Below are 17,486 nucleotides of genomic sequence, written 5' to 3'. Positions count from 1 at the left end.
ATATTTTTAATAATATGGAATATGACAGAAGGCTATTTGAAAAAGGTAAGGAGGCTCATATGCAATTATTTCCCAAAGCTTATATTGATTATCTGGTGGAGTTCCATGCTTCTAGAGATTATTTCGAATGCCATGAGCTGCTTGAGGAGTATTGGAAGGAGCATCCTGAAGATCCGCTCTCGCTGACATGGGTAGGCCTTATTCAGCTAGCAGTCGGCCTCTATCATGAGCGCAGAGGCAATCGTCGCGGTGCGGAGAAGATGTTTGTACAAGCGGAACGGAAGTTGTTTCTGGCACCGCTGGCTGAGCTAGGCATCAAGAAAGACAGCCTCGTTGAGCAATTGAAATTAAGAATTACCTCCTTGCAGGCGGGAGAGGACAGGTTGTATAGCGACATCGATTTCCTAATCATTAATGATGAGGTTGCTGCTTTATGCAAGCAGGCATGCGAGCAGCGGGGGTTAAAATGGGGAACGCCAAGCCCGCTCCATGATGAATCGATCATTCATAGGCATACGAAGCGGGACCGATCCGAAGTGATATTAGCCAGAATGGAAGCTTATGCAGCAAAAAAACGAGAGCGTGAAGGGTAGTTTTTACACCCGTTACGCTCTCGTTTTTGTTGTCAGGCTTGTTTGTAAGCATCATCTACAAGCTCTAGTTCACCCGTTTCTGAATCGATAATCAATCCATGGACGAGAATATTCATTGGCAGGAGGGGATGGTTGCGAATAATACTAACACTGTTTATTACGCTGTCCCGCACGTTATCGAAGCCAGTTAGCCAGCGCATTAAATTTAGACCAGAATGCTTCAAAGTTGTGATCGTTTCGCTTGATACGCCCCGCTCTTCCATATGCTGAATGATCAGCTCGGGATTGATTCCCGTCATGCCGCAATTACTATGCCCGATAACAAATACTTCGTCAGCTTGCAGCTCATATAAAGCAACCAGGATACTCCGCATAATATTTCCGAAGGGCTGAGTAACGATTGCACCTGCGTTTTTAATTATTTTGGCGTCGCCATTTTTGAGGTTCATCGCTTTGGGAAGCATTTCGGTCAGTCTTGTATCCATACAGGTGACAATGACCATCCGTTTATTTGGATATTTACTCGTTGAATATTTCTCATACTCACGATGTTCTACGAATTGTTTATTGTAGGATAAAATATCATCTATTTTGTTCATACGACACTTCCCTCAGTTAAGAAGCGAAGGTTTGATGTGTAAATTTGATTGTCGCTTTTTAGATTAAAGGCATTGCGCGCTGGATCGTAATCGACACGAAGCTTCGGTTCATAATAAATCTCATGACGGGGCTCATAATAGAAAGGCAAAGGATCGCCTTGCGCAAGCTTATCGTCCACAGAGGGTTCGTTTATGAGTTGAAGAGTCGGAACGCCGCTGACGACACATCCGCAGCCTTCCATATCATGAAGCAGCTTAAGGTGTGTGATTCCGTCATTTAAATAGGGAGATAGCCGATCGGTTGCAGCTTTCGAAAAAGTAATATGCATATTGATTTCCTCGCTTTCTCTCTATTGCACAGTATGACTAGCAGGTTTAAGATGATTATAAGGATTGAATTAAGCAAGATCAAGTGAAGTTCCAATGAAGGCTCAATTGAAGAGTAGGATTTATCCAGGAAATGAGAAAGGTGGAATAAAGATGACAGCTAATCAAAATGAAGCATTGCAAGGCTTTAAGGAAACGATCCGTAAAATAAAAAGCTATGAGGAAGCACTTGGCGTCCTCTATTGGGATTTGCGCACGGGCGCTCCCCGTAAAGGAATGGACAATCGTTCCGAGGTAATCGGGGCTTTATCCGCTGACCAGTTCAAGCTTGCCACCTCATCTGAGCTAGGGGACTTAATCTCCACTTTAGAGGATAAGACCGTATTTTCAAATCTAACCGAAATTGAACAGCGCTTAGTTTCCGAGACCCGCAAGGAGTATGACCGAAGCGTAAAAATTCCACCGAAGCTTTATCAAGAATACGTGGTGCTTGCCTCTCAATCTGAATCGAAGTGGGAGGAAGCGAAGGAGAACAATGACTATGCGGGATTTCAACCATATTTAGAGAAGGTTATTCAATACACGAACCAATTTATCGATCTCTGGGGACCTAAAGCGACTCGGTATGATACACTGCTTGACCAATACGAGCCGGGAATGACGGTTGGGGAATTGGATCAGGTTTTTGGCGGCTTACGCTCGCAGTTAGTTCCGCTTGCAGCAGCAATCGCGAATTCGCCTCATCAGCCAGATACTTCGTTTCTTAAGCAAAACTATGACAAGTCCGCTCAAAAAGCATTCAGTTTATACATATTAGAGCAAATGGGTTACAACTTCGATGCCGGACGGCTGGATGAAAGCGCGCATCCATTCGCTACAGGTCTCAGCCCAGGTGACGTTCGCATTACCACACGATATTTGGAAAACGATGTAACGAGTGCTTTGTTTGGCACGATACATGAGGGCGGACATGCACTGTATGAACAAAATATTATGGAAGAGTTGATTGGCACGACCCTTTGTACGGGAACATCAATGGGCATCCATGAGTCGCAATCCCGTTTCTGGGAAAATGTAATCGGCCGCAGCAGGCCGTTCTGGAATCGTTATTTCGGAGAGCTTCAAAAACGATTCCCTGGGCAGCTTGACGTCAGCGTTGATCATTTTTACCGCGGCAACAATGTCGTACAACCCTCGCTGATCCGAATTGAAGCAGATGAGCTTACTTATAATTTGCATATCATTATTCGCTACGAGATGGAGAAGCTCATATTTAATGGCGGGGCCAAAGCAGCGGATTTACCAGCGATTTGGAATGATAAATACAAGGAGTATTTAGGCGTTACACCGCCAAATGATGCAGAGGGCGTGCTTCAGGACGTACATTGGTCAGGCGGGGCATTCGGCTACTTCCCGTCATACTCCCTCGGTAATATGTATGCGGCACAAATCGCTGACACAATGGAGCGGGAGCTGGAGGGCTTCTGGACAAATGTCGGAGAAGGCAACCTGCTGCCGATCAAGCAATGGCTGACTGAACGCATTTACAAATACGGCAAGCTAAGAACGCCTTCTGAGCTCATTCAGAGCGTGACAGGCAAACCGCTGGACCCGCAGTATTTGGTCACTTATTTAACGAATAAATACACAGATATCTATAAGCTGTAGCTAGAAGCAGTTCAGTTCATACGAAAAGAAGGCTGTCTCATCGTCAAAGGACGATGGCCGACAGCCTTCTTTTTTTGTTCCCATTCACCGCCCATGCCTTATACGCATAGGCTGGAGTACATTTATTAAACGCATATGCGCAGGAGGGACTCGAAAATGAAAAGACGTATATTATTGTCGCTGCTGCTATCGGTAGTGCTCATCATGACTGCTGTGCTGGCAGGCTGCGGCAAAGGAGATTCCGAGAAGGTTAAAGTCCGGATCGGAGAAGTAACACGTTCGTTGTTTTATGCCCCGGAATATGTAGCAGTAGCTAAGGGCTTCTTTGAGGAGGAAGGACTGGATGTGGAGCTGACTACAACGCCTGGCGGAGACAAAACCATGACGGCTTTGCTCTCCAATGCCATCGATGTTGCGCTGGTTGGTTCTGAAACTTCCATTTATGTTTATCAGCAAGGTACGGATGATCCGATCATTAATTTCGCGCAGCTCACGCAAACCGATGGCACTTTTCTCGTGGCACGGGAAGCAAATGAAAGCTTTGATTGGAACTCAATTAAAGGCAGCGTATTTCTCGGACAAAGAAAAGGCGGCATGCCTCAGATGGCTGGCGAATTCGCATTGAAGAAATTAGGCATCGATCCTCAAGCAGATTTGGAGCTTATTCAAAATGTGGATTTTGCCAATATCCCAGCAGCATTTGCATCGGGTACAGGCGATTACGTGCAGCTGTTCGAGCCGACGGCTTCGATTTTTGAGAAGGAAGGCAAAGGTCATGTCGTGGCTTCGTTTGGCGCGGAGAGCGGACATCTTCCTTATACCGTGTTCATGGCGAAGCAAAGCTATATCAATAAAAACAAAGAAACGGTGCAATCGTTCACGAATGCCATCCATAAAGCACAGCTGTGGGTAGAGAGCAACGACGCTGAGGCAATTGCAGATGTTGTACTTCCGTTTTTTGAAAATGTTGACCGGGATATTTTGATCAGCTCCATTGATCGTTATAAAAAGCAAGGATCGTTTGCTACGGATCCGATTATTGACGAAGCGGAATGGAATAATCTCCTTGATGTGATTACGACGGCAGGAGAGCTTGAAAAGCGGACGGAGCATAGCGAGCTTGTCGATACAAGTTTTGCGGAGAAAGCCATCGAAACGGTGAAATAACCCGCATGCAAGAAAGGGAGGCTTGGGCATGAGAAATGAAACGGTGCTTGAGCTGCAGCAGTTATCCCATGTTTATGTGAATGATAAGGGAGCCTCACTCGCGGTTGAACGTATCGAGCTGACGGTTGAACGCGGGGAGTTTATTAGCTTGGTCGGGCCCAGCGGCTGCGGCAAGACGACGGTGCTTAGTTTGCTCGCCGGTTTGTTTCCGCCGACTAAGGGGCAAGTACTGCTAAACGGGGAGCGGGTTATTGGCCCCTCCCCGAAGGTAGGTTATATGCTGCAGCAAGATTATTTGTTTCCATGGCGCTCGATAAAAGAAAATGCCGCAATCGGTCTTGAAATTAGCGGACGGAAAACGGAAAAGGCATTGCAAGCAGTAGAAGATCTTTTAAATGAGCTCGGGCTGCCGGACTCGAGCCGGAAATATCCGCATGAGCTCTCAGGCGGAATGCGCCAAAGAGTTGCGCTAGCAAGGACGCTGGCTACAGAGCCGGAGGTGCTGTTGCTCGACGAGCCTTTTTCCGCGCTTGATTTGCATATCAAGCTCCAGCTTGAGGATTTAGTCCATCAGACGCTGAAGCGACTAGGCAAAACCGCAGTACTCGTTACCCATGACCTGGCGGAAGCGGCTGCAATGAGTGACCGTGTCATCGTGCTGGGACGGAATCCTGGTCATATACGCCGCGAGGTCGTAATTCCTGAAGACGTTCGCCTTGCATCGCCAATGGCAGCTCGGAAGCTTCCAGGTTTCCAAGAGCTGTTTGAACAATTATGGCTTGAGCTGGATAAGGAAGACAACGAAGGAGGTGGGCAGGGTGGATGAGCCAAGGAAGCCTGATCCTCGGGAAGCTGCCGCGCCTATCATCGCAGAACGATTGGATATTCAGGAGGGGCGCCGCTTTTGGATGAGGGAGCTGCATGCCCGCTATAAAAGTCAAAAGCGCCGGGTTACCGCTGCCGTCATAGCAACCCAAACGATCTTGCTCCTTTTCTTTGTGAGCTTATGGGAGGCTGCCGGTCGCAATGATTGGATCGATCCCTTGCTCTTCAGTTATCCTTCTAAGATGTTAGCCCAGCTGTGGAAGACGATGGCTGACGGTTCCATTTGGCCGCATGTTGGCATGACGGTGACTGAGACGGTTGTTGGCTTTTTGCTCGGAACGGTGCTTGGGACAGCGATTGCGGCTGCATTATGGTGGTTTCCTTTTTTATCGCGCGTATTCGATCCCTATCTGGTCGTCTTAAACAGTATGCCGAAGGTAGCGCTTGGTCCGATCTTTATCGTCGGGCTGGGCCCGGGCTTCATGTCGATAGTAGCCATTACTTTATCGGTTACGGTCATTATTACAACTTTAAATATATACAACCGGTTCCGAGAAATAGACTCCGGCTATATCAAGGTAGTCAGACTGCTAGGAGCATCCCGTCTGCAATTGTTCAAGCTTGTTATCCTGCCGGGCTCGTTTCCCGTGATTATTTCCACCTTGAAGGTCAACGTCGGTTTAGCATGGATTGGCGTGATCGTCGGTGAGTTCCTTGTTGCTCAGCTAGGCCTTGGTTACTTGATCATATATGGCTTTCAGGTCTTTAATTTCACGTTGGTGCTATCCAGTTTAATTGTAATTGCGGTCGTAGCGACCGTGATGTACCAGCTCGTCGCTGCGCTTGAACGACGGTTGACGGCGGGCTGGCGGGAGCGGTAGGATGTAGGAATAAATCCTACGGTTCGCGAGGTTATTTCATGGGCATTCGTATCATTAAAACGGCGTTAGCCGCCATCGCAGCAATTTATACCGCTGTATATCTAGGTTTGGAGCCGCCTCTTGGCGCCGGGATTCTTGCCATTCTCGGCGTTGAAGTGACGCGGATGAAAGGACTTAAAAGCGCCTTCGTGCGGTTTGTCGCCTCGGTGCTCGGACTTTTTTTTGCATCGCTTATCTTTACCTTATTCGGCTTTCATATTTGGGCAGTGGCTGTATTTATTCTCATCACCTTTCCCGTGTTGTCGCGATTTCAGTTAAAAGACGGCATCGTCACGAGCTCGGTTATCGTTTTTCATTTGTTTAACCGGGCTGAAGTGACAACGGATATTATCGGCAATGAAATTTTGCTGCTGTTTGCCGGCTTAGGCTGGGCAACGATCGTGAACATCATTTACATGCCGAAGGATGAGCATCAGCTGAGCTCTTATCGGTCATCGATTGAACAAAGCTTAGGCATCATGTTTCAAGAGATGGCATTCACGCTTCGAAATCCATCGCATATATGGAACGGCGGCGAAATACTGGAGGCTTACAGCGCGATTGAAGAAGGCGCGCAGCGTTCCGTTCGCAATCGTGAGAACAGGCTGTGGGGCCAGGAGCATTATTGGTCCAGTTATTTCGAAATGAGACGGCAGCAGCTTGAATCGGTGCAGCAGATGCTCGTCGAGCTCGCATTCGTTTATCAGAAATTTCCGCAAGCCGTCATGATTGCCGATCTGCTTGACCAGCTTTCGAGCGATGTGAAATCAGATGTATATGAAGGCACCGTTGAGGAACGGTTGCATGAACTGTCGCGATCATTTAAAGCGATGGAGCTTCCGAAAACGCGGGATGAGTTTGAGATTCGTGCATCGCTGCTTATGCTTCTCCGTGAGCTGGAGCGGTATTTGAGCATTGCCAAGCGGCTAAAAAAAAGAAAAGTCATGTTGTCCGAACTTCAGCCATAGAATGTAAAGGGAAAAATTCGTTGCGAAGGCAAGCGTAAACGGCTGTGGCGACAATGGGAGACACAGCTTTCGTTTCGCGTAGAAAAACAAGCGTAATTATAGGAGARAAGCCTATAATATCTTGTATTTCAAGCGTAAACGGCTGTGGCGACAATGGGAGACACAGCTTTCGTTTCGCGTAGAAATTCAAGCGTAGTTATAGGAGAGAAGCCTATAATATCTTGTATTTCAAGCGTAAACGGCTGTGGCGACAATGGGAGACACAGCTTTCGTTTCGCGTAGAAATTCAAGCGTARTTATAGGAGAAAAGCCTATAATATCTTGTATTTCAAGTGTAAACGGCTGTGGAACTATTTCGGCGCAGCATACGTTTAGCTGAGAAATATAAGCATCAGTATAAGTGTGAGACTTATGTATTCTTATATTTCAAGCGTTACGGCTAATTCCGACCTCGGGCGGCCTAGCAAACGTTCCGCAGAGATCTATATGGATGCCTATAAGTAGAAAAACTTATATAATCTTATATTTCGAGAAAATAAACAGTCACCCTAGACGAATGTCCTGCATACACTTTAAATGAATGATTGTATGGAGGAGGTTAAATCAATGACTATTGCAGATAAGCAGCTCCAGTACAGAGAAATAATTACGAAGGCTGTCTGCGGCAAAGGTCGTAAGTTTTCCACTGTAACCCATACCGTAACGCCGCCTCATAATCCGACCAGTATTCTCGGAGCATGGATAATTAACCATCAATATGAAGCGGTTCGTTCGGGCGACGGCATTGAGGTAATTGGTACTTACGATATCAACATTTGGTATTCGTACAGCAAAAACTCGCAAACAGACGTAGCTAAGGAATCCGTGCATTACGTCGAGCATGTTAATCTTTCCTATGTAGATCCTAAGCATCGCCCATCTACTGTGGAAGTGTCAGCCGATGTGATTCAGGAGCCGAACTGTATCGAAGCGAATATCTCTTCGAACGGTTCCGGAGTGGTGGTTCGTGTAGAGCGTGAGTTTTCGGTGGAACTTGTTGCCGAGACTAAGGTTTGCGTAGCGGTACTTCCAGGCGGTTGCGACGACCTGGACGGCAAGGATTTGGAGTTCAGCCTCGGCAATGCGGATTATGAGGATTTGGATCCAGATTTGCTGGACGACGAGTTGTAAGCAAGCCGGGAAGCTTTGCTGTCAAGGTATCATATGCTGCGCGAGCAGCAAATTCGAGGGCGAAAGCCCTCTTTTTTTTGGAAATATTTAAAGGTACGAAATTTCACTATTTTGGATCGTAAAAAGGCGGGAAACAGTGATGGCTTCGACGTGGATATGGCGGGGCAGCTACGATCGGCTTGAAAAAATTGCTTATAACGAAAAAAAACCGCTTATCTCAGGCGAACGCGGCGGTCAGCCGCTTTTTGCCGAGCCGTGGACGGAAGTGAAGGCAGGAGACGCCGTTCTGGCTTGGTCAGATGCCCGTATGATCGATTGCAGTCGCTTTAATGGAGTATGGGTGCTGAATGTGAACGGCCGAATTGCCGGGCAGAAGCCTCTCGACGAGAAGCTGAGAATATGGAAGCGTGGTGGCTTATGCGGCGGCCCTCCTCTTGAAAGCGAGCGGATTTTTCGCGTGAGCGTTGTGAATTTGGAGCCGGTGGAGATGCTTCGCATAGATGCCGCCGGTAAAATAATGCATGGGAAGCCGCTGCTCCCCGAGGGAACCGGGGGCTGGCCGGAGGATCCGGCGCTGCGGAGAGTGGCGCGAACAGCGGCAGCAGCGCTGTATGCACTTGGCCTCGATATCGGCGAGGCTGAGGTGTCGCTAGGCGGGGACGGGCGCACTGCCGTCCGCGAGGCTTGGCCGAAGCTGAGGGATACGAGGCTGGAGGCGGCAGCGCTGCGCCGATTCGCCGCGTGGCATGACGCGGCGAGAACGGGGACTGCGGATCGGCAGCTGCTTATCGGCGCCGATCCGGAGTTTGTGCTTGTGACGAAGGAAGGGAAGATCGCTTCGGCGTCACGTTTTTTTGGAGCCGGCGTCGGCGGGGCGGCTGGTGCCGACGCTTTGCTCGTCGGGCGACGGCTGCTCTATCCCGTCGCCGAGCTTCGGCCAGAGCCGGCCAAAGATCCGGCCGCGCTCGCCGCGAACTTACGGCGGCTGCTGCAGCGCGCCGCCGACCGCATCAGCGACCCCGCCCTGCGCTGGGCCGCCGGAGCAATGCCCGTGCCGGGGCTGGCGCTCGGCGGGCACATCCACCTCAGCGGAGCGCCGCTTACGGGCCGCTTGCTCCGCTTGCTCGACAGCTTCGCGGCTTTCCCGCTCGCGCTTGTAGAGGACCCCGCTGGGCGGGCACGCCGTCCAAGGTACGGAACGCTCGGTGACTTCCGCCAGCAGCCGCACGGCGGGTTCGAATACCGGACGCTTCCGAGCTGGCTGGTCTCGCCTGCAGCGGCCAAAGCGGCCTTCGCGCTTGTCCTGCTTTGCGCGCGAGAGGAGCAGCACCTCTCCTACATACCTGCTCTCGAGGAGCGGTATGTAGAAGCGTATTACAGCGGCGACCGTTCGGAGCTGGCTGGCTGCTTGGAAGGGGTGGCCGAGTCTCTCTCGGCCACTGCGAGCTTTACCGAGCTGGCGCCTTACATCGAACCGCTGCTCGAGGCAGCAAGGCGCGGGACGACTTGGGATGAGCGAGCCGACATACGAATTAAATGGCGACTGCCTATTTAGGCTGCCGGAAACGCTTTGCAACCTGAATGGTTGATCTAGAAATAAGAGATCATGAACGCCTTCGAATACAAACAAGGTAGTCCGTGCATTCGCACAGGCAATCTTGTTTTTTAAATTTATGCTATGTTAAATCATAATGTTGATATTTGACCATAGAAAAACCGCTCTCAAAAGAAGAGCGGCTTTTGAACTTTCGTTCTCCATTAATTCAATAAGGAAAATTCATTTTTTCAATTTGCCCTTTAAGTTCAACTAACTTGTTTTTAATAAAAGGATCTATTTCTTCAGGTAATTGATCAAATTGAAAAAATTTGGCTTCAATTGCTTGATTTTCATCAGGTGTAAGATTCCCTTCAAAGTCTGTACATAAATACCCTACTGCAACAGTATGATACTCATCGCCACTTTCTTCAACACGATTAATTAATTCCTTGCCTGAATAGACACCGAATAACCGTAATGTATTTAACCTAATTCCTAAATCATTTTGTACATTTCGTCTTATACATTCCTCAACAGACTCATTTAACTGTAATATGCCACCAGATATACCCCAGGTTCCACCTATGTATCGAGTCAGTAAAATTTCACCTGAATGATTAATGATCGCTACACTTGGTCGCATAATAATTAGTGGAGCATTTCCGATCATCTCTCGCATTTTTTCGCAATAATCCATAATTACCTCTCCTATTCAATTGGCCATATATAGGAATTATACCATTCCTTATTGAACTAAACTGCCTGTTAGCTCAACAAGAATAAGCTTTATGCCGAAGTTTGGCATTCGTGTTCATTACAGTAATATTTCAGATACTTCGTTGCAACGCCGTTGAAGCGGTCCATCCATTTTTTCAGGCGGCTGTGGTAACTGTTGACGTTTTGGATATGGTATACGCCTTTCACACGCTGTTTCCCAACGGTCTTTAAACTCATTCATATCCATGTGTAATCACCTCCGTACCATGATGTTAGCCTAATAATAGAACAAATGCCTTATTCACTTCGCTTATGGCGCACATCTGTTCCGCTTGTTATAATGAATATCTGATGTTTACTGCCTGAGCGGCATTCATTTTTCACCCGCGCTCTCGTATTTAATGACATTAAATAGTGAATTCCCTATATACCATCACACTGTATACGCTTTTGAGGAGGTTCGGAATGGCTGGATATACGCCAATGATTTTGCAATATCTTGCAATTAAAGAAGAAGCGAAGGACGCTTTTTTATTTTTTCGTCTAGGCGATTTTTATGAGATGTTTTTTGAGGATGCGATAGCGGCATCGCGCGAGCTGGAAATTACGCTTACGGGACGAGAGGGCGGCGGCGAGCAAAAAATTCCGATGTGCGGTGTACCCTACCATTCCGCAGAAAATTATATAAGCCGGCTTGTCGATAAAGGCTATAAAGTAGCCATTTGCGAGCAAGTAGAGGATCCGGCAGCTGCGAAAGGCGTTGTTCGCCGAGAAATCGTCCGGATTATTACGCCTGGAACAGTTATGGAGTCGAAGGCGCTGGACGGCAACTCGAACAACTTCATCGCAGCGATTGTTCGAGTCGGTGGAATGTTTGGACTATCCGCCTGCGATTTATCGACCGGTGAGCTCTATGTCACTTCTTTTCCGGAGCATGTAGAAGCTCTTATCGATGAAATCAATGTTTATCAGCCTTCTGAGCTGGTAGGCGACAGAGAGCTGCTAGATCTCGTCCAAGCTTCCGCGGTTTGGAACAAACAGCTGCTTCTCACGGCGCGCGAGCCGATGGCGGCGGATAAGCTTCTTGAGCAGTTCGGCGAAATAGAAATAGCGAAAATTTCTGGCGCCCGCCTGCAGGCTGTGAGCGTTCTTACGGGGTATTTGGATGAGACCCAAAAACGATCGCTTGGGCATGTGAGAACAATCACGAGCTTTGAACCCAGTCAATATATGATTTTGGATCATTATACGAGAAGAAACCTGGAGCTTACCGAGACGGTACGCGACCGCAGCAAGAAGGGCTCCCTGCTATGGCTGCTCGACCGAACGCAAACCTCAATGGGGGCGCGGCTCCTGCGCCGCTGGATCGACAAGCCGCTGCTCAGCAGCGCAGCAGTTGAAGCTCGTTTGGATGCGGTAGAAACGTTGTATCTCAACTTGATTTTAAGAGATGACATTCGTTCTGAGCTGCAGCCCATATATGATCTTGAACGATTGGTAGGCAGAGTGGCATTCGGCAGCGCGAACGGGCGTGATCTCAACGCGCTGCGAAGCTCGCTGCGACGTATTCCTCAGCTGACAGCATTGTGCGAGCRATCAGGCTCTGAAGTGCTGAAGGCGCTCGTAGAGGGTACGGATGATTGCTCAGATCTCGCTGATCTTATCGAGACCGTGCTCGTTGACGAGCCTCCCGTAAACATTAAGGAAGGCGGGCTTATTCGGGCAGGCTACGATGCTTACTTGGACCAATTGCGCGAAGCAAGCACAAACGGAAAGAAATGGCTCGCTGAGCTTGAACGGCAAGAACGCGAGGCTACGGGCATTAAAAACTTAAAAATCGGATATAACCGTATTTTTGGCTACTACCTAGAGGTGTCGAAAGGGAACTTGTCGGCGCTTCCTGAGGGAAGATACGAGCGAAAACAAACGCTGGCCAACGCCGAACGGTTTGTGACGCCGGAGCTCAAAGAGAAGGAAAGATTGATTCTTGAGGCCGAGGATAAAATGGTTGACTTGGAGTATGAACGCTTTGTTGAGCTGAGAGATCATTTATCGCTTCATCTGCACCGGCTTCAAAAGGCAGCAGCGATTATTGCGGAGCTTGATGTGTTCCAATCGCTTGCCACAGTCAGCGCAGAGCGTCGTTTTTCTCGACCTAAAGTAACCGAATTCTTTGATTTGCGCATCGAGGAAGGGAAGCACCCTGTCGTAGAGGCGATGATGGACGGGATACCGTTTATTTCGAACGGTACTTCGCTTCACAAGGACGAGCAGTGGATGCTTCTAATTACCGGTCCCAATATGGCCGGCAAAAGCACCTATATGCGCCAAGTAGCGCTTATTTGCATCATGGCTCAAATGGGCTGCTTCGTTCCTGCAAAGGCAGCGGTCATACCGCTTATCGATCGTATTTTCACCCGAATCGGCGCTGCGGATGATCTTATTGGCGGACAAAGCACATTTATGGTCGAAATGAAGGATATCCAGATTATGACGGAGAAGGCGACTGCAAACAGCCTCGTTATTATTGATGAGCTTGGACGGGGAACCTCGACCGGCGAAGGAATGGCGATTGCGCAGGCGGTCATTGAGTATGTCCACCACCATATTGGCTGCAAGGCGCTGGTATCGACTCACTTCCATGAGCTTGCGCATCTGGAGGAATCCCTGCCGTCGCTTACAAATGCGCGTATGGCAGTAGAAGAAAGCGGCGATAATGTAACATTTCTAAGAAAGCTCATACCCGGCGCTGCAAGCACAAGCTATGGCATATATTGCGCTCAATTAGCCGGTTTGCCGCAGTCGATCATCGGAAGGGCTTATGAGCTGCTTGATGAGACCCTTGCGCCGGATATGCCAAAGCCTGCTTCAAATTCATTCTCTTATAATCAGTCTTCAACGTTTTTAACACAAGAAAAGGCTCAGCCCCAAAAGGCAGCAGAGTCACAAGGCATCATACAGCTCTCCATCTTCGATGAGCCGGCTGCCGCAAGCGAAGCGGAACCGTCTCGCAAGAAAGCCAGTCCAAAAGCTGAGCAGCTGGCGGAGCAATTACGCAAGCTGGATCTGTTTAACCTCACGCCGATGCAAGCGATGCAATGGCTGAATGATATGAAAAGTAAATTAAATAATTAGCATAACGAAAGGGGGAACGTTAACCTCATGGGAAAAATCAAAGTGCTGGACGAGCAGCTTGCCAACCAAATCGCGGCCGGCGAGGTGGTCGAGAGGCCGGCATCGGTCGTGAAAGAGCTTGTGGAGAATGCGGTTGATGCAGGCAGCACGACCATTGATATTTCGATTGAAGAAGGCGGCTTGTCCCTTATTAAGGTGATCGATAACGGCTACGGCATCGAGGCTTCTGATATCGTTACAGCGTTTCAACGGCATGCTACGAGCAAAATCTCGACGAGCAGCGATCTCTTTCGCATTGCGAGCCTTGGCTTTCGAGGGGAGGCGCTGCCGAGTATCGCGGCAGTTTCCCGTCTGCAGTGCATGTCATCCGATACTTCATCGGGACTAGCAAGGCGGATCGTAATCGAAGGCGGCAAGGTGACCATTGACGAACCGGCAAACGCGCCGCAAGGAACGGAAATGACGGTAAGAGATTTATTTTATAATACACCAGCGCGCTTAAAATACATGAAGGCTATTCAAACGGAGCTTGGTCATATTTCCGACTATATTAACCGGATTGCGCTTGCGCATCCCGGCATCGCTTTTACGTTTAAGCATAACGGCAATGTCCTCCTGCGCACACTCGGATCAGGAGACAGACTGCAGGTGATCGCAGCTGTATATGGCTCCAATACGGCAAAGGTGATGCTTCCGATTGAAGCGGAAACCTCGGACTACGAGCTCCGCGGCTATATTTCGAAACCAGAGCTTACTCGGGCTAACCGAAATGGGATTACGGCTGTTGTGAATGGTCGTTATATTCGCAGCCATACGATCAATCAATCCTTGCTGCAAGCCTATCATACGCTCCTGCCAATCAACCGGTATCCGCTTGTGATATTGGAGCTGGGGATGCATCCCAGCCTGTTGGACGTAAACGTTCATCCATCCAAGATGGAGGTCAGATTCAGTAAAGAGCCGGAGCTTCGCACGATGATTGAGGATGCTATAAGAGCCGTACTCGGACGCCAACGCCATATTCCAGGCCCTGAATCAAGCATTAAGCCGGAGCGCTCCAAACCGCTGTTCGTGCAGGATGCCATATCATTCCACCGGCCGGAACCGATCGCGGAAGGATTTAAACCTTTTCAACCAACCCAAACGAATAAAGGTTCCTCGCCTGCGTACAAGCCGCCTGTCATAGATCGGGAGTACGTACCTCGGAACGCGGCTGAAAAGCTGTATGCGCCGCCGGCTTCGGTGGATGCGGAAAAAATGGCTGTTCGCGAGACTGCCGGAGCTTGGGAGCAAGCCGCTCCTGCCGCTTCGGATTTGATAGTGCTTGATCCTGATTCGAAATATGAGTCGATCGCAGGAGAATCGATAGCTGAAGAGGCAGGAGCTAAAGCAGACATTCCATTGGAAACCTACATTACCGAGGCTCCTGTGGCACAGCTTCCTTCAGACGAAGACGCGCCTAACGGCGAGCCTGCTTTCCCGGAACTCTACTGGATCGGTCAGCATCATGGTACTTACATTGTTGCACAATCAGAGGATGGCTTGTATCTCATTGATCAGCATGCCGCGCATGAGCGGATCAATTACGAATATTATTATCAAAAGTTTGGGAATCCTCAGGCCGCAAGCCAGCAGCTGCTAGTTCCGTTGACGCTTGAATTTACGACGGGAGAGGCTTCGCAGCTTAGAGAGCTTATCCCTCTATTTACACAGGCAGGCGTTGAGCTTGAGCCTTTCGGCGCACAGACGTTTCTGGTTCGTTCCTATCCGGAATGGATGCCGCAGGGGGAAGAGCAAGCCCTGCTTGAGGAGATGGCAGAGCTGCTAATTGCGGAGAGAAAATCGATTGATATCGGCAAGCTTCGCGAGAAGGCGGCTATCATGTGCTCGTGTAAGGCTTCGATCAAAGCGAATGATCGGATGAATCGCGAGGAAGGTGAAACCCTGCTGGCAAGACTTGCGAATTGCAAGCAACCCTATACCTGTCCGCATGGTCGTCCGATTATCGTGCATCTATCGACCTACCAGCTGGAGAAAATGTTCAAGCGGGTGATGTCGTGATAGTTACAACGACGTCTAAGCCTTCTGCCAGGGCGCTAGAGCAAGCCGGCAGACTGGCGGCAGAATTAGCAAGCCCTCTCAGAGCTCGCGGAAATTTAACAGTCTCGAAGCTATTAACGCTCAGCCAAGATAAAAAACTGATCGTTGTGACTGAGGAAGAAGTCCGATTTTATGATGGCCAGTCGGAGACGCCTCTTTATTTTCATCCGAGCATGGCGTTTGTGCGGGTGAAACGGCTTCGCCGAGGCGAAACGGATCCGCTTATCCAGTTGTCAGGCTGCGAGGATGGTGACCGAATCATTGATTGCACGGCCGGCCTTGCCTCGGATTCTCTTGTATTCTCTTATGCCGCTGGACCTAAGGGCAGCGTGACTGCAATCGAAAGCGAGCCTGTGTTATGCGCAATCGTTCGCGAAGGTCTGGCTGGTTATCAGACCAGTCTGGCGGATGTGGATGAAGCAATGAGACGCATAAAAATGAAATGCATGAATCATTTGGATTATTTAACTGGTTTACCTGATAAAAGCGCGGATATCGTGTATTTCGACCCGATGTTCAGGCAGCCGATAAATGAATCGAGCTCGATGGAGCCTCTTCGTGCGATCGCGAACATGGACGCATTATCCAATCAAGTCATCGAGCAGGCAAAGCGTGTTGCCACTAAAACGGTAGTGCTTAAGGAGCATCAAGCAAGCGGGGAGTTTGCTCGTCTTGGCTTCGAACGCCGGCATGTGAACACATCGAAAATTGCATATGGAGTGATACAGCTTTGAGTGAGGATTCCAATATTTTAAAGCAAGAAAAAGAAGGTATACCGCAGCGTAAGCAGCCTCTCTTGGTTCTGATAGGCCCCACTGCGGTAGGTAAAACCCGGATGAGCCTTGATATTGCTAAAGCCTGGAATGCTGAAATTATTTCCGGCGATTCCATGCAGGTTTATCGGGGTATGGATATTGGTACAGCCAAATTACCGTTCGATGAACGAGAAGGCATTCCGCATCATCTCATCGATATTTCTGAGCCGGAAGTCCCTTATTCCGCAGCTGATTTCCAAGCTGGCGCAACACAAGCGATTTCGCAAATTGCCAAGCGGGGGAAGCTTCCCTTTATTGTTGGCGGTACAGGCCTTTACGTGGAATCCGTTTGCTATCAATTTCAGTTCGCTGAGATCGGCTCGGATGAAGCCTTTAGGCAGGAGCAGGAGCGTTTTGCTGCTGAACAAGGCGCAGAAGCGCTTCACGCACGATTGTCAGCTATCGATCCTCCTGCGGGGGAGAGACTGCATCCGAACGATCTGAGACGCGTCATTCGCGCGCTAGAGGTTTATCATATGACAGGTCAAACCTTTTCCGAGCAGCAGGCAGGCCAAACGAAGGTGTCTCCCTATGAGCTTTGCATTATCGGTTTGACTATGGACCGTGCGGAGTTGTATCGTAGAATAGAGCAGCGGGTAGATGAGATGATGGAGCAAGGATTAGTAGATGAGGTGAGGCAGCTACTTAATAGGGATGTGCCGCCTGCCGCAGTCGCGATGCAGGGTCTTGGCTATAAGGAAATCGCGGATTATTTGCGCGGGAATTGCACGCTGGAAGCAGCGGTAGAGCGACTCAAAAGAGATACGCGAAGGTTTGCCAAACGCCAGCTCTCATGGTTTCGCCATATGAATGACATTCATTGGATCGACATGGGGGAAAATTTTCACAACAATTTGCAAACCGTTCATGCTATAATAGCAGGAAAGTTTCAAGTTAATCTTGAATATACTTCTAATCAATCTTTTTAAGACGGGGGTAACGTCC

At 49.1% G+C, this 17,486-nt stretch carries 15 protein-coding genes and 1 pseudogene; 12 read left to right on the top strand and 4 right to left on the bottom strand.

The features are described from left to right. Positions 1-59: 59 nt before the first annotated feature. Entirely contained in the window at positions 60-593 is a 534-nt protein-coding gene (locus AC1DLI_RS00605; RefSeq protein WP_477598846.1) for a DUF309 domain-containing protein, read from the top strand. A 32-nt stretch (positions 594-625) separates the two neighbouring features. Here the strand turns inward: AC1DLI_RS00605 and AC1DLI_RS00600 are convergent, their stop codons facing one another. After that, entirely contained in the window at positions 626-1,192 is a 567-nt protein-coding gene (locus tag AC1DLI_RS00600) for a beta-class carbonic anhydrase (RefSeq protein ID WP_477598845.1), read from the bottom strand. After that, on the bottom strand, positions 1,189-1,521 hold the full coding sequence (locus AC1DLI_RS00595) for an iron-sulfur cluster biosynthesis family protein (protein WP_477598844.1): 333 nt from the start codon (positions 1,519-1,521) through the stop codon (positions 1,189-1,191). The genes AC1DLI_RS00600 and AC1DLI_RS00595 overlap by 4 nt, the downstream gene beginning before the upstream one ends. 151 nt (positions 1,522-1,672) lie before the next feature. On the opposite strand from AC1DLI_RS00595, the gene AC1DLI_RS00590 reads away from it, so the two are divergent. The 7 genes from AC1DLI_RS00590 to AC1DLI_RS00560 all read left to right on the top strand — a co-directional run bounded on the left by AC1DLI_RS00590 (position 1,673) and on the right by AC1DLI_RS00560 (position 9,792). Continuing rightward, entirely contained in the window at positions 1,673-3,187 is a 1,515-nt protein-coding gene (locus tag AC1DLI_RS00590; RefSeq protein WP_477598843.1) for a carboxypeptidase M32, read from the top strand. A 156-nt stretch (positions 3,188-3,343) separates the two neighbouring features. Continuing rightward, on the top strand, positions 3,344-4,354 hold the full coding sequence (locus tag AC1DLI_RS00585) for an ABC transporter substrate-binding protein (protein WP_477598842.1): 1,011 nt from the start codon (positions 3,344-3,346) through the stop codon (positions 4,352-4,354). A gap of 28 nt (positions 4,355-4,382) precedes the next feature. Then, entirely contained in the window at positions 4,383-5,180 is a 798-nt protein-coding gene (locus AC1DLI_RS00580) for an ABC transporter ATP-binding protein (RefSeq protein ID WP_477598841.1), read from the top strand. An 82-nt stretch (positions 5,181-5,262) separates the two neighbouring features. Then, positions 5,263-6,060, top strand: coding sequence for an ABC transporter permease (locus tag AC1DLI_RS00575; RefSeq protein WP_477599337.1), 798 nt, complete (start codon positions 5,263-5,265; stop codon positions 6,058-6,060). 38 nt (positions 6,061-6,098) lie between these two features. Then, complete coding sequence (locus AC1DLI_RS00570; protein ID WP_477598840.1) at positions 6,099-7,067, top strand: aromatic acid exporter family protein; 969 nt, start codon at positions 6,099-6,101, stop codon at positions 7,065-7,067. A gap of 606 nt (positions 7,068-7,673) precedes the next feature. Continuing rightward, a complete protein-coding gene (locus tag AC1DLI_RS00565; RefSeq protein WP_308994953.1) occupies positions 7,674-8,237 on the top strand; it encodes an outer spore coat protein CotE in 564 nt (187 codons plus the stop codon). Positions 8,238-8,376: 139 nt separating this feature from the next. Then, positions 8,377-9,792 (top strand): putative amidoligase domain-containing protein, encoded by a 1,416-nt coding sequence (locus AC1DLI_RS00560; protein ID WP_477598839.1) that lies wholly within the window; start codon positions 8,377-8,379, stop codon positions 9,790-9,792. A gap of 208 nt (positions 9,793-10,000) precedes the next feature. Here the strand turns inward: AC1DLI_RS00560 and AC1DLI_RS00555 are convergent, their stop codons facing one another. Then, positions 10,001-10,471, bottom strand: coding sequence for an NUDIX domain-containing protein (locus tag AC1DLI_RS00555; protein ID WP_477598838.1), 471 nt, complete (start codon positions 10,469-10,471; stop codon positions 10,001-10,003). Between the two features lie 122 nt (positions 10,472-10,593). Beyond that, positions 10,594-10,719 (bottom strand): annotated as a pseudogene (locus AC1DLI_RS00550) (IS1595 family transposase); the annotation flags it as partial. 237 nt (positions 10,720-10,956) lie between these two features. Between AC1DLI_RS00550 and mutS the strand changes: the two are divergent. From mutS to miaA, 4 genes are read left to right on the top strand one after another with little or no spacing between them, the layout of a single operon-like run. Next, a complete protein-coding gene (gene mutS / locus AC1DLI_RS00545) occupies positions 10,957-13,626 on the top strand; it encodes a DNA mismatch repair protein MutS (RefSeq protein WP_477598837.1) in 2,670 nt (889 codons plus the stop codon). Positions 13,627-13,653: 27 nt separating this feature from the next. Then, positions 13,654-15,687: a DNA mismatch repair endonuclease MutL gene (gene mutL, locus AC1DLI_RS00540; protein ID WP_477598836.1), complete on the top strand. Its 2,034-nt coding sequence runs from the start codon at positions 13,654-13,656 to the stop codon at positions 15,685-15,687. Further along, on the top strand, positions 15,684-16,460 hold the full coding sequence (locus tag AC1DLI_RS00535; RefSeq protein ID WP_477598835.1) for a class I SAM-dependent methyltransferase: 777 nt from the start codon (positions 15,684-15,686) through the stop codon (positions 16,458-16,460). Before mutL ends, AC1DLI_RS00535 begins: the two co-directional genes overlap by 4 nt. Further along, positions 16,457-17,470 (top strand): tRNA (adenosine(37)-N6)-dimethylallyltransferase MiaA, encoded by a 1,014-nt coding sequence (gene miaA / locus AC1DLI_RS00530; protein WP_477598834.1) that lies wholly within the window; start codon positions 16,457-16,459, stop codon positions 17,468-17,470. Before AC1DLI_RS00535 ends, miaA begins: the two co-directional genes overlap by 4 nt. Positions 17,471-17,486: the final 16 nt, after the last annotated feature.

The sequence above is a fragment of the Paenibacillus sp. 01T443 genome (assembly GCF_056398325.1).
This window is presented reverse-complemented; position numbering and strand designations above follow the sequence as displayed.

Bases quoted from the DNA above. Each gene is read 5' to 3' on its own strand.
- AC1DLI_RS00605 (WP_477598846.1), top strand. From the start codon at position 60: ATGCAATTATTTCCCAAAGCTTATATTGATTATCTGGTGGAGTTCCAT.
- AC1DLI_RS00600 (WP_477598845.1), bottom strand. From the start codon at position 1,192: ATGAACAAAATAGATGATATTTTATCCTACAATAAACAATTCGTAGAA.
- AC1DLI_RS00595 (WP_477598844.1), bottom strand. From the start codon at position 1,521: ATGCATATTACTTTTTCGAAAGCTGCAACCGATCGGCTATCTCCCTAT.
- AC1DLI_RS00590 (WP_477598843.1), top strand. From the start codon at position 1,673: ATGACAGCTAATCAAAATGAAGCATTGCAAGGCTTTAAGGAAACGATC.
- AC1DLI_RS00585 (WP_477598842.1), top strand. From the start codon at position 3,344: ATGAAAAGACGTATATTATTGTCGCTGCTGCTATCGGTAGTGCTCATC.
- AC1DLI_RS00580 (WP_477598841.1), top strand. From the start codon at position 4,383: ATGAGAAATGAAACGGTGCTTGAGCTGCAGCAGTTATCCCATGTTTAT.
- AC1DLI_RS00575 (WP_477599337.1), top strand. From the start codon at position 5,263: ATGAGGGAGCTGCATGCCCGCTATAAAAGTCAAAAGCGCCGGGTTACC.
- AC1DLI_RS00570 (WP_477598840.1), top strand. From the start codon at position 6,099: ATGGGCATTCGTATCATTAAAACGGCGTTAGCCGCCATCGCAGCAATT.
- AC1DLI_RS00565 (WP_308994953.1), top strand. From the start codon at position 7,674: ATGACTATTGCAGATAAGCAGCTCCAGTACAGAGAAATAATTACGAAG.
- AC1DLI_RS00560 (WP_477598839.1), top strand. From the start codon at position 8,377: ATGGCTTCGACGTGGATATGGCGGGGCAGCTACGATCGGCTTGAAAAA.
- AC1DLI_RS00555 (WP_477598838.1), bottom strand. From the start codon at position 10,471: ATGGATTATTGCGAAAAAATGCGAGAGATGATCGGAAATGCTCCACTA.
- mutL (WP_477598836.1), top strand. From the start codon at position 13,654: ATGGGAAAAATCAAAGTGCTGGACGAGCAGCTTGCCAACCAAATCGCG.